We start from the raw sequence: 13,129 nt of genomic DNA on the forward strand, positions 1-13,129 counted from the left end.
TTGTGGATCGACAATCAATTTACGGAGGGGAATCTGCTAGACGCACTCGCTAATCAGTTTTCCATGGCGGGGTGGGAGGTCGTCGACCGGATTGATCGGCTCGCTTTCCCTAAAGAATTTACGGAACCGAAAGTCTATTCTGTCACCTTAACAAGTGACACACAGGAATCGGCCATTACAATTCCAAAGAGCGCGGTTAACGCCTACCATCTCTACACCGATGGAAGCCCTGGGGCGACCGTCTCCAGGCAGGAGGAGACAGACCATTCGGTTACGTTGTGGTTTCATGGGGCGGATAACGGAGCATCGATTGGTTCACCAGTAACGATCACCTGTTGGACAAGCGCCCTTGCAGGCAAGCCGGATTATTTACTGACGGTTTGTTATGCGAATCATCTGATACTGAGAAACGCGAGCGGGAATCTTTTCGGTATCGCGCGGGTAGGAAAGCTGCAAAAGAAGATTCGGCATCTCGAAGGGTACCCAGACAGCTTGCCGTTCTTTATACCGCCGACAGGTTATAGAACGTGGACGTGGGAATCGGATTTGGAGCCGCAGGATTATTCGATGTTCGATACCCTTCAAACGGAAATAAAGTCGAAGTATATGGAGGCACATACGCTGTACCTCTACCAGATGGAAGACTTTTCTGCCGAAAAACCCCGTGTATATACCCACATCATCGGTAGCGAGTCGGATACGGAGGATGAAGTGAAGCGTGCCGCGCTTGATATGGAGGTTTATACGACTGCCTGGGTCACTGACGAACATGGCGACATCGTTCACCGCATTACCCAGGAGTATGCGGACCATAACCTGCAAGGACCAATTGTCGAAGCGAACCACCGCAGACCCACACTGGAGCAGTGGGTGCTTCGTGGTGACATCGACTACAAGATGACAAACTGGTGGAATGACAGCATCATTAAGGTGCTTGGCTGCATTGACGCGGATACTGCATTTCTTGTGCTTAACTCCGATACTGCCCCAATGAAGGGACAAGACAATGCAGTCCCCTCCATTCCCATTTATATGGGGCAGTTTGATTTGGTTGGAGATGGATTGAATCAGACGGAGACGTTTACCCGTCATTTTAAGGTGGATCTTGCTCCTGGCGGGGCAACCGAGATTTCGACCATTGTGTCATCCTTGCCGGTTCAGAGTGCTACAGTAAAGATTTGGGTTTCGGGGGACATGGATTTAACAACAGAATTCGTCTATGTAGGCATTGATGGAGCAAAGCAGATTGGCGTTCGTTCAGGCGTACAGGAATCGCCTGTGGAAGAGAAAGCCCAGGCTTACTATGCCGGCGAGTTTGCTCTGCAAGACGTGGCGGGAAAGACCATTCTCAATATTTACACGCAGTCTGACCCGTCTGTAAACGCTTTTTCTCCGATTGCAGCCCGCGTATGGCTGGAGGTTACGGTTACCAGTTCTGTCAAGCAAGGACCTTATGAGTGCTGTCTGTTCGCAGGGTATGCTCCTGATAAGGGAAGCTTTGATTTCGACAACCCGTCGAGGACCCGATTTAGAGAGACGATTTTCCCGATTTTTAAGAAGAAGAGTGGAAGCAGCGTCTCCGGCTATCCCGCGTTCCCTAGTAACGGTGTGGATACTGTCCAAGTGAAGCGTACAAAATTCGGCGCGTACTATCAAGAGTACTTCGTCTCTTGGAATACTCCCTCTAACTTAATACCTCCTGAAAGGGAGAGCGCTGAAAGTGGAGACAAGCATCCGAGAGCCTGGAATCAGTTCAATTCCGATGCTTACCGTTACAAGTTCAATGCGTCCAGCTACGATGACAGGGTGCATGTCTCGAAAGCGTATCTCGTACACCCGGAGGACGGGGTGCACGGAACTTTGAGGAACGTGATACTATGCAACCCCCTGTCTATACTAAATGGAGATGAGTTGGAAATAGAAGAAGTTCTATGTTCCAATGACAAATGGCGTTACTACTTCTGCCTGATTGAAGGTGCTTCTCCTCTGACAAAGCGGCCAGGAACCCCATACAGACCTGCGGGTGTTGGAGTGAAGAAGTCCAAGTTACAGGTGACACAAAAAAGAGAGGTGTGACAGGGTATGCCTTACGTTGATACGATGTTGAACATCAACAACGAAAATCCTTCCGGCGGCGTGTACAAGGTTAGGGAGGCGTTTTTTGCCAGTGACCTTGCCAACATCCTGATGAAGTTTGGATGGACGCTGAAAGTGAACTTTAACAAAGTTTGTATCCCTAGCCAGTTTGCTCCTGGCGCATACGGCGGTATTCCTGACCCTAATTCCTTTATGTCAATCGCTGTCGGGGAGCATTTTATTTTTGAAAGTGGCGCGGCTTCCGCTGCTGACAAAACCTATTTTGGAGTTGCTACGCTTGCTTACTGGACAGAAGAGTACGGGCTGATTCCTGTAGCATCACAGCCGCATAACTCGATGGTAGAGTTCGGGAAGTGGGCGGCTGACCGTTCCAACGGTTTCCAAAAGAGGGGTACTTTATACTTCTATGTCCTTGAGGACTTGAAAGGTTTGGAGACAAAACTTGATGCAGAGGGCAACCTTGTTCTCAGTTGGACCCAAAGTAGTGAAACTGGTCTGACAAATTGCGCTCTCGACATCGAGATTACTGGTACAGAGTGGGTGCCTGTCGACGGGATTCAAACATGGCGAGTCAAGCCCGATGGGTATGACCCTTATCGGATGCAGTCCCCGATCGTTCCCGCAGGTTTTCGACTCTCCAGTTTGGAGGACTTCTACAACGAAGCACTCAAAATGAACGTGTACAACACGAACTGGTGGTACGATTCAGAAATCTCTGTTCGCGGATATGTAGATTCGGAGACCGTGTTCCTGATTATGCAATCTGATAACGTACCTGCATTTGAGTTGAACAAGGTGCCATCCATCCCGTTCTATTTCGGAAGGTTGGACCCATTTGACCCGAACGACAAAGCGTGTGCCATGTTTGCAGGCAGCGTTCCTCCTGGGGTACTTGACGTGTCTACTTTCAACTATGACGATGAGGCGATTAAGTTTGACCCAATTTTCCCAGTGATGAAAAACTATCCTGCATATCCCGCTAACGGAATTGAACAGGTGATGTTGAGCCGGTCCAAACAAGGCGCCCGTTATCAGGCGTACTATTTGTCTTGGAACGCTCCGTCAAACAACATGCCGCCTTCACGTTCCAACGGTTCAAAAGACTATCCGAGAGCGACGTCAAACTTCCAGACGGACATTTACAAGTACCAGTTTAATCCGTCCCTTTACACCGGGAAGGTTCATACCTCGAAGATTTATGTCGTGCATCCGGAAGAGGGCGTTCGGGGATCGCTGACGAAGGTTCTCGCTCTACCCGCTATCAACTTCAACGCTCAGAAGTTGAGAGTTCGTCAAGACGGGAATTGTGCTGACCCGCGTTACGATGTGTACCGTTACGCAGTTGTGGATGGGGTTAGCCCGTTAACCAAGAGACCTGGTACTCCGTTCCGTCCTGCGGGGGTCGGGATCTTCTCCCATGTCGAAGATAAAGACGGTAACCTGGTCAACTAATGGAGAGGTGAGAATAGATGTTCATTGATAAGCTCTCGACAATGCAAGAACTGCCCGACTACCTGACGAAAGACTTTCGGGAGAACGGTTGGGGGTTGTATATCAAGTACCGTGTGTGGAGAAAGCCAAGGGGCACCACAGAGGACCGTTTTGCTGATGTTCGCATCTTTCGTTCTGTCGGCAGCGACAAGCAGATCCGGTATTTCGGGATGGTGTTCGGGTACGGGGGAGACAAGAACGGCGGTTCCGTCCTTAATACAGAGGACACAATCTCTCGTCATTCTTCGTTGGCCGTTCTTCAAGGAGCGATTGATGGAGTGAACAGCTCCTTTACCTTTAAGGTGTTCCCTGTCTTGAGGGACTCGGTATTTGTTTACATCTACCGGGCTGACGGAACGGAGGTCGAGGTCCCATCGACAGAGTACACAATCAACTACGATGAGGGCACGTTGGTATTCAACGCTGGCTCTGCTTACATTCCGCAAACGGGAGAAGCGTTACGGGCGACATATATCCCGTCTCCGATTGCGCCAAAACCGGTAAAGCGTCTTGGGTTCTTCACCTTCGATGATGTCCGTTTGGAGCGTCTGGTCGTTCCGTCTTTTGACCCGAACGACGAAGATAACGAGTCCGTCCTTCCGGATGGCGATGGGATCACTACGGATTATGTCATTAACACCACCTACCAGATTAAGGGCGTGACCGTTTATCTGAACGGCATCAAGCAAAAAGAGGGCGCGGCGGCTGACGGTGGAAGCTATACGTTTAACCCTGCAACGAAGACCATTCACTTCCATACGGCTCCTGCCCCGGGTGTCGATGTGCGCGTCGAGTATATCAAGATTCTTACGGGCACTGAGTTGGACGGCGTGATTGACCTGGGAGACCTTGAGGCGGGCCGCAACTTCGATCCGAATGACATTAAGAGTGTGTTTAAGGCAGTGTATTCGACACTCTACTTCCTGAGACCGTCCTTCCCTACGACGCTGTCCGTTACTCCTTTGGACAATGTTAGCAATACTTGGCGGCGGGATTCGGGTATTTTCTACTGGGGGAACATTAACAAGGACAGGATTATCCTGTTCATGCGCCCAGACCCATCCGTAGGACCAGAAGAGACTTACTTTGCTCCGTTGTATATCGGTCGTCTGCGTACGACGAAAAACTCTCCGAGACGGAATCTTGTAATCGCGGCAGGTACGCGGAAACAAGACATCCCGACCTATGCTAAGGGCATGAAGATTGGTTACTACATTGTGGACTACGGACCGAACACAACCGGCGGTAATGATGGTATTCAGTTGCAACAAACCTATGGCGGTGTGAACTACAACAGGCATTACATGGCGTTCATCACACACGACAAAGCGATTGACAACGGCGAAGCTCGCCTCAATCCTTCGGTCTACAGCGGGAAATACCACATTAGTCCGTTCTACATTGTTCATCCCAATGACGGGTTTGTAGGTACGCTCGATGACGTGTTCGCCGTTCATCCGAAGAATATCGCTCAGCTTGATGAGCTTGAAATCGAGTACAGAGAAAACAACCCATTGAAGGAGGAGATTGGGGTAGGGGACGGTTCCCGAAAGGTGTTCTGGCTGACGCACTCCCCGTCTTACCCAGACGGAACGGACTTCACGGCGAATCCGTTTACTGCCCAGCCGATTAAGTTGGTTGTTGAAGTCAATTGCGTTCAGACGACCGACTTCACCTTCGATTATGAGACGAAGGCAATCACGTTCAACACGGCTCCACCTGCGGGTGCTATCATTCACGCCGAGTATGTGTTTAAGCAGGTTTACCGCTTTACGCTGCCTGACACCGAAGTATCACCGTGGCAGTTGGAAGATGGTGTGCCTTACGCTCCGATTGGGTTGGCGATCTTGAAGGAGACGAAAACCTTGGCTCCGTTGACACCAACTCCGTAACCATAAATGAAAGGGGATGGCGGTGAGATGAAAGGTAAACAGTACCTTTTGACATTCACCGCCCTTCTTTTTTCTGAGAAGGGGTATCATTTATCCTTCAACATTCATAACTACGAGCAGACAGTAGACCAGAAATGGCATCTCTCCTTCCCCGTCTGGAGTACCTTTAGCAGTACGATCGAGCAAGCGATGCGTGAAGCCAGAAAGACGAAAGGCTACAGTTTGGTTGAGCAAATGCTCTTTGGCGGGGAGGCTGTCGCAGAAGCAGACACGCCTAAAGAAGTGTCTGACTTCAAGCAGATCGTTATCTCTTTGCTTGGGGAAGTTTACAAGTCCTTCTCAGGAATTAGGGCGGGCGATTCACAGGATTGGGAACCTATTTACGATATTACCGCTTCCCTGGTTAAACTTAATGGCACTGTAATAAGGTTTACTGGTGAGGACGGGGAAGTGGTTCTCGTTACCGACAAAGTACATGTTGAGCGTGACGTTACAGCTATTAGCGTCAGCGACCATATTTTTGTGGAGCGGGTAAGCAGTGCGGACAAGGTATATCGTGCAGAGAATGCTGACGTTACGCCATTCTCTTATGTTCAGAGCGTTATTGAGTTGACAACAGATGATGTCATTCATCGGTTGTTTGCTGACGGATATTCCATTGTGGGAAAGTCTGCTGAGGCACTTCGATTATTCCTTTCTGAAATACTGCCTGATGTCGGTGATATCACCGATTTAGTCGGCGCGGTTATAAAAGAGAACGTAAAGGACCTCGGTGTGCAATTCACCGAAGCAGTAGAAAACGTGAAGAATAGCGTGTTTGAAGTTGAGGGGTATCTAGGCGAGACGGGGGTTAATGTTGAACTGCAGCAATTCTTGAGGGGAGAAACCAGCCGAGTACTTGACGTTTCGCACGAACTTGAAGCAGGCGTTGTATCAGAGCCGGTTCTTGAATCAACGGTTGCAGGAGATGGAGTAAGTGGATTTACGACTGTAGATGGTGCAGCATTAACGGATAGGTTAGGGTCTGGCAGTTTGGTTGACACATCATTCGTAGCTGAGACGGAGAAACAGGTATTAGGAGTTCTTTCAACAGGCGTCGAATGTCGAGCCATCGAAGAAGTGAGATTGGCTTCTGTCGAAATCCATACAGACTTCATTTCCCTGACCTTGACCGAAGGGGAAAATGGGAAGTCCGATGTGAGTGTTGATTACCTCGAGATGTTTGAAACAATCGCAGAGTCCGACCCTGACATTAAGTCGATGCTACGCCTTATGGAGATTGCCTTTGGAACCTCTGTAAGAGATGAGATTCAGTACCGTCTCGCTGAGTTAGGCCGCAGCGGGGAGAGTATGTCAGCGTTCCCTGTATTGTCCACGGTTAGCCAGAGACAATTCGATGTTGATTCGGACGATTATCTTGTTTCGGAAACTGGCGGCTCATTCGATTTCATCACGCAATCGCTTGGAATGGGCGGGGATGTTGCTTCCATAAATGGGATACGACTTTCTTACCAAGGGACAGCGCATTTCGTTGATACAGACGAGCAGGTCGAAATTGAATTTCTTTTGGATTCTGGCAGGCAAGATGAGGTACTGCTTTCCGTAGTTTCGGGTATTGGTCCGGCAGCTATGCGGCTTGATGAGGACGGTTTGGTTGTCCACACTACTGACCATGTCCAGCTTTATACGGATGGTGTGCCTTTGCTCAATCATGCCATTTTCAGTATGAACCATGCTCAAACTTATGATGAACTCTTTGTCGAGCGTCCAAAAACATCCCGTAATATTGGTTCAGTAAACTTGGCGCACACAGATGAGTGGGAGCGGGCTGTGTCCGTAGAGGACAGCTATGAAACGGAAGTATTCACGATCGGATGGTCAACCTCCTCCGCTAGTCCTTCTTTTGACGCAGAACTCTTGGAACCAACGGTAACCGTGTTCATGAGTATGGATTTTGAGGCTGAGATAGATGACGCAGTTGACCTTGCGATAAGTTTTAACAGCTACGAAAAGGCCACCGAGGAGCCTATGTTAGAGGCGTTCGTATTTTTGAGAGAGTGCGAGTCAGTAGAGGACGTTGGGTTCCAGGGACAGGTGTACCGTTCAGACGGACTGGAAGCGGTTGAGGATTTTCCTCAATTTGCTGTGAACCGGAGTACGTTCAGTGAGACTGCGACAGAAAAGTTAAGCATGATTGCCAAGCACACCAATCGGAGTGTCGAATCGACAGTCGAATCTCATCCAATGTTTACATTTGTCGATACGAATGTGGAAGGTACTGTTGAGTACGCTCAGATGTTCGAGTTCATCAGTAAAACCAGCGAGGCTGTGATCGAACATCCTCCATTTGCTGTCAATACCGAATCGTCCTTCGATGCTGAAGGTTACGTACCTTCACCTGCTGTGAAGACGGGCCAATCCGTGGAAGGTATCGTGGAATTGCCGGTTTTGTCATCATTCGTTGGTTCGATCGTTGAGGGCTTTACGGAAATTCCTGTACTAGCTTCACTCATCGGTGGTTCTTTTGACGGCGTTTGGGAGACTCCCGTTCTTGGCTCGTCGCGAGCACCATCGTTTGAAGGGGTGGAAGAGCTTCCTGATTTGTACTCGTACATTGGCTCAGTTATTGAAGGGGCAACAGAGTTTCCACTGCTCGCTTCGACGATAAGTCCCGATTTTGCAGCTGCTACGGAGTTTCCGGTTTTTGCTCTATCTACTGCAACTCTTACCGAAGGAGTTACAGAGCTTCTGTCTGCCGCTTCATTCTTTTCTCCAGCTGCAGGAGGTGTTTGGGAAACGGATGAACTGGCTTCGCTCACTGCGATTTCCCTCGAGGGTAAGACAGAGCTTCTTTCCCACGCTGTACCCGGTGAGATCTCCTTTGAAGGTGAGCCTGAGTCTCCGATTTCCGCTTCGTTCATTGGCACAGCTCTTGAAGGGAGCGTGGAATCTCCTGTTGTTGCTTCAAATTTGGGGATCTGCTTTGAAGAAGTTACGGAAGTTCCTGAACTCGCTTCGTTTATTGGAGCCTCTTTTGAAGGAGTGGCAGAATCCCCAGGTATCGCTTCATTTATTGGGAGATCGCTTGATGGGGGCGTGGAAACCCATGAGCTTGCCTTGCTCAAAGGGGGTTCTGTTGAAGGTGGTGTGGAAGTTCCAGCCCTTGCGTTCATTATCGGGGGTTCATTTGAAGGCGTAGAGAAGTTTCCTGTACGGACTTCGTTCATCTCGACATTTATTGAAGGGGATATGCAGTTCCCATTGCTGACATCGTTGCTCGGCAGTCCAATGGACGGGGAGGTCATCCGGCCGTCTCTGATTGACTCAATTGATGCGTTTAGGGAGGGAGCGGTAATCTACACTTACCTCTCCACAGTTAGCGACAAGGGCGTAGACGTGGCGGTCGAGTACGCTAAGTTGTCTAACTTTACTGGGGGTACGAACGAAGGGGTTGTTGAAACACCTGAGCTTACCTCTTTGTTCCTTTCCCAAACAGATGTCGAAGTGAATGATAGGTTCCGATGGGAGGTATACAGCCGATCATCAATCTCGATCGATTCAATTGCGGAGGGATTGGGCGGGGGAGGAAATCTGAGGTTCATCTCGATGGAAGCTGATGTGGCCGTCCAGGAATCTTATTCAATCACCGATACGTACGAAGGAGCGTTTGTGAGCGATAACGATAAAGAAATGTACACTACCACCTACCTGAACCGTGAAGCGAATATTGGGAATATTGGTTATTCTATGGTTAGTGGGGAAAATGCTGACGCAGTGGATGATCGTAACCTTCAATGGCTGGAGAATATCAAGTCCGAAGAGGGAGCGATTATTGAACTGCTCACACCTGCCAGTAGGTTGGTTAACAGGTACAAGGCCCGGTTTCATTTTGGTGATGCGGCGAGCAGGGTTAGACAGGTACTTAAAGCTCGTCTCGAAGAAGGAGAAACGGCAAGTCGTTCCAGGAAAATCCTTCAAGCGAAATTGGATGAGCAGGAGCATGCGAGCCGCATGAAGCAGGTTCTTAAAGGGGTTATTGATAAGGATAGAGCGGCTACCGGCACGCCGCCGACATCACCGCCGCCAGAGTATCCGCCCCCATCAAACCCGACACCGCCAACGCCGATTCCTTACCCTGGCAAGGTTTGGCTCATGATGGGTAAGTTAGCTTCTTGGAGTCCGTGGAACTGGAAGAAAACAAGGTAGGTGAGAAAATGGGGCTTTATCGCAAGCAAAGCGGTCTGATCTTTGATGATACATTCGCAGAATTACATGCTAGGTGGCAATTGTCACCTAGCTCTGCGGTTTATTTAGATGTACAGTATCCACCAGGTTCAACACCTGCGGAGCCTACGCCGATTCCGACCGTCAGCCAGTTAGTAATGGCGCACTCTGACTCGGACACAATGGTTCTGTTTGATTTGCCGCAGGAGCGCGAACTTCTGATGCAAGTAACGGCAGACTACATACCGGCGAAGGCAGGAGACGAGGGCGGGATCATTGTCTGGAAAGATGGATACTTCAAGTTGGAGTTTCTTGAGAGCCTGGACACGACCACGAAAGAGTACAGCCAGTGGCGGGCACATAAAATAGGAAGCAGATGGGAGTTCTCTGCCGATAGAGGGAGCGGGTACGAATTATTTGATGCAGCGTTCCTTGATGCTACGAAGGCGGGGATTATTCTCAAGAATCCTTATGAGGACGGATACGAACCGTTAAGACTGGACCGTGTGATTCTGTGCCGGGGTAAGAAGGTAAGTGTCGGAAATCTCGGGCCTGGGTACACTGTCTATCTCTGTGATGAGAACGGATATGAAGTGAAGTCGCTCGTTGTCCCTCCCGAACACTCTGGCGTTGAGTTTGAACTTCCGACAATCCCGTTCACTGGCATGATTCGGGTCTTTGGTGTCGGCAACGCGTTCCTATCAAGCATCGGTCCCACAGTAATGTATGGCGGAGACGTATTTGTTTTGGGAACAGATCTTGAAGTGTGGTGGAACGGGAAGGAACTTCGTATCGACAGCTCAACGTACTTGGGTACTATGTACGACAATCAGATCCTCGTTCAAATGGAAGTGAGAAATCCAACGACTGCAACATACGCTCAGGACATTAAGGTTTCTGTCATGCAGTATCTTAATGAGTTCGGGTACGAGTGGGTGGATGTCGCTCCTGATGTCGGCGGGCTGCCCGGGGAGTTCGCTGACACCATTAACATCGGAGACCTGGCACCGCAAGAAGGGAAATACATTTGGGTAAAGGTTACTCGTTTAGAGCCGATCTTCCAGTTAGACCCTGCGGATTTCATATTGGATATCACACATCTGTAGGAGGTGGTCGATGTGGCAAAAGGTACAAAGATGATACTAAATAGGTACGGGTCAAAGGAACAGGATTTTGTTGACCAAGTGATAGTTGTCGGACCTGAAGGGCATGACCTGTATATCACACTGGACCACGCTTACGAAGTAGGGATGAATCAGCTGGATGTACACCTTAACGGCCAGTGGCTTGCAAGCGGCGGAGGATATGAAGAGATTGATGCGTACACCATTCGCCTTGACTTGCGTGACCCCGCAACCGGTTTGCCTGTTCAGTTGGAGGAAGGTGATGAAATTCATATCCGTAACTGGTTCCGTTCAACTGGTGGCGTTGGGTCGAGTGTTGACCGTTATCGACTCGCCAAGTTGGAAGAGGAGATCATGAAGGCGCGAAAGCTCCTTGAAACCGATTCCGATTTCGGTAGCCTTGACCAGAGGTTGGATCACATACAACAGAACCTGGCTGAAGTGAGTCAGAAGGTTATTGTCTATGTTATCCCGAGCAAGGTAAAGCCTGGCGTCCAAAAAGTGGAGATTAGGTTCCCATTCAAGGGCACGATTGCCGGTGTCTACGCATCGTGCAGAGTCCCAGGCTCAACCCCTACTGAGCTTGCTGTAGAAAAAATCTCCCAGGATGACTTTGATGGCCTTTCGCCTGCTCCTTTTGGTTGGCAGAATATCTTCTCCCACAACCTCATTTTGGACGCGGGGGAGAAGTCTACCCGAACGGCCGCCGCTCAGCCCGTTATTGGGATACCCGATGTCCAACCCAATGACCATTTCCGAGTCAATGTGTTGCAGTTGGGGACAGGGTTGGAGGATGTTACGGTTGAAGTGGTGATAAATGTTTGATGGACCATTCCATTTTATCCTGCTGCTACAGCGGTGTTAAGGAGGAGCCTCTCCGTTCTACTCTATTAGAGCGGGGAGGCTTCCCTGCTTATTTCAGGATGAGAAAGGAGCTGAATTGGCATGGCAGGAACGAGAGGTATTGCTAAGTTTCGCGGTGAACAGCTTAAAAACGGACTGATGCGCGATACCCACTTTGATGTGAACAACAAGATTAACGAGAATAAAGTAGACATCAATTGGCGCGCACACCGCGAAATCTTGGAAGATACGAAAGTTGACGTGTTCGTACAAGTCAATGATGTTGCTGTAGGTGGTGCATCGTCCGTTGACGTAACCTCTGTTATCAGCGGTTACGCAATCTCTGATGGCTCTAACACTTCGGAAGGCGTTGTTCTGTCCCAGAGAGTCATTCTCCGTCAAGGCAACACTGCTGATACGCCTGTTTACGACAGCAACGGTGATGTTGTTTACGGTAAGATTACCCAAAATGCTGGACCTACCCCTACGTTTACTCTGAGCTTCTACAGCGATGATGACGTGCCGTTTACGATGCCCGCAGGTATGACTATCGACTATAAATTCGTTCTGCGCACGAACATGTCCGTCATCCCTGTAGACGCAATTATCAATGGCGGCGGGTCCTTTGTTGAAGGTGCTACGGATAGTAAAGCATACCTGAATATCCAACAGTTGGTGAAAGACTTGTATGGTGCAACGGGTACTGCTGACAATGACGGCAATTCGAACCTGACTGATGACAAAGGTTACGGCGTCTCTGTGCTTGAGCGTATCAATAACTTTATCGATGCGATCAAGTCCACGGCGGCTAACCAGGGTGCTGACATCGTCGGTGTGGTACCTAACACGAACTACACGGGCGTTACTGTCCAAGATGTCCTCGATGACCTTGCACTCCGCTTGAAGAACCGTGAAACCGAGATTGACAATGCGCGGTCCCGTGATGTCAGTACGACTAACGGTTACTTCACTGCCCAGACGTTTACTGACGTTGAAGGACGTTTCAACGACATTGAGCAAGTAGCTGATGCTCAGTTCAAGAGTTTCGAGGACCGTCTCGACAAGATTGATGCCGAAGATGAGGAAGAAGTTTACGAAGCTACTGGCGGCGAGACTTCTTACACCCTTGTTAACGGTCCAGCGAAGGAGAAGAGCGTTCTGTTGTTCGTCAACGGTGCGGCTCAAGCTCCCGGCATCAACTTTGCGTACACTCGCAACGCTCAGAACCAGATTACAGGCTTCAACTTCGCGCCTGAGACGTTGAAAGGTGCCGCTCAGAACCCTGACGGCGTACCTGACGTGCTGTTCGTGAAGTACAAGAAGATTCTGTAAATGAGTAACCCTCCCACTGCGGAGGGTTTTCTCATTGTAAAAAAGGGTTGGCGTTAAGGAAATATAGGACGGTTCTATACTAAGGGTTGTGAATAAACAGATTCGTTCTGTGAGGAGGTATCTAAT

7 protein-coding genes are annotated in these 13,129 nt (G+C 49.5%); all 7 read left to right on the forward strand.

Annotated elements, in window-relative coordinates:
- The 7 genes from G3578_RS09165 (at nucleotide 1) to G3578_RS09195 (ending at nucleotide 13,003) form a co-directional block, all read left to right on the forward strand.
- Nucleotides 1–2,076 (forward strand): hypothetical protein, encoded by a 2,076-nt coding sequence (locus G3578_RS09165; protein ID WP_165211784.1) that lies wholly within the window; start codon nucleotides 1–3, stop codon nucleotides 2,074–2,076.
- Between the two features lie 6 nt (nucleotides 2,077–2,082).
- On the forward strand, nucleotides 2,083–3,549 hold the full coding sequence (locus G3578_RS09170) for a hypothetical protein (protein WP_165211787.1): 1,467 nt from the start codon (nucleotides 2,083–2,085) through the stop codon (nucleotides 3,547–3,549).
- 17 nt (nucleotides 3,550–3,566) lie between these two features.
- A complete protein-coding gene (locus tag G3578_RS09175; RefSeq protein WP_165211790.1) occupies nucleotides 3,567–5,480 on the forward strand; it encodes a DUF2460 domain-containing protein in 1,914 nt (637 codons plus the stop codon).
- A gap of 27 nt (nucleotides 5,481–5,507) precedes the next feature.
- Entirely contained in the window at nucleotides 5,508–9,686 is a 4,179-nt protein-coding gene (locus tag G3578_RS09180) for a hypothetical protein (protein WP_165211793.1), read from the forward strand.
- A 239-nt stretch (nucleotides 9,687–9,925) separates the two neighbouring features.
- Nucleotides 9,926–10,810 carry a cell adhesion protein gene (locus tag G3578_RS09185; RefSeq protein ID WP_241254544.1) on the forward strand — a complete coding sequence of 295 codons (885 nt, stop codon included), beginning with the start codon at nucleotides 9,926–9,928 and terminating at the stop codon, nucleotides 10,808–10,810.
- A gap of 12 nt (nucleotides 10,811–10,822) precedes the next feature.
- Nucleotides 10,823–11,653: a hypothetical protein gene (locus G3578_RS09190; protein WP_165211799.1), complete on the forward strand. Its 831-nt coding sequence runs from the start codon at nucleotides 10,823–10,825 to the stop codon at nucleotides 11,651–11,653.
- Nucleotides 11,654–11,773: 120 nt separating this feature from the next.
- A complete protein-coding gene (locus G3578_RS09195) occupies nucleotides 11,774–13,003 on the forward strand; it encodes a hypothetical protein (RefSeq protein ID WP_165211802.1) in 1,230 nt (409 codons plus the stop codon).
- Nucleotides 13,004–13,129 lie beyond the last annotated feature (126 nt).

It is taken from the genome of Brevibacillus sp. SYP-B805, from assembly GCF_011059135.1.
Classification (GTDB): domain Bacteria; phylum Bacillota; class Bacilli; order Brevibacillales; family Brevibacillaceae; genus Brevibacillus_F.

Bases quoted from the DNA above. Each gene is read 5' to 3' on its own strand.
- G3578_RS09185 (WP_241254544.1), top strand. From the start codon at position 9,926: ATGCAAGTAACGGCAGACTACATACCGGCGAAGGCAGGAGACGAGGGC.
- G3578_RS09170 (WP_165211787.1), top strand. From the start codon at position 2,083: ATGCCTTACGTTGATACGATGTTGAACATCAACAACGAAAATCCTTCC.
- G3578_RS09180 (WP_165211793.1), top strand. From the start codon at position 5,508: ATGAAAGGTAAACAGTACCTTTTGACATTCACCGCCCTTCTTTTTTCT.
- G3578_RS09175 (WP_165211790.1), top strand. From the start codon at position 3,567: ATGTTCATTGATAAGCTCTCGACAATGCAAGAACTGCCCGACTACCTG.
- G3578_RS09195 (WP_165211802.1), top strand. From the start codon at position 11,774: ATGGCAGGAACGAGAGGTATTGCTAAGTTTCGCGGTGAACAGCTTAAA.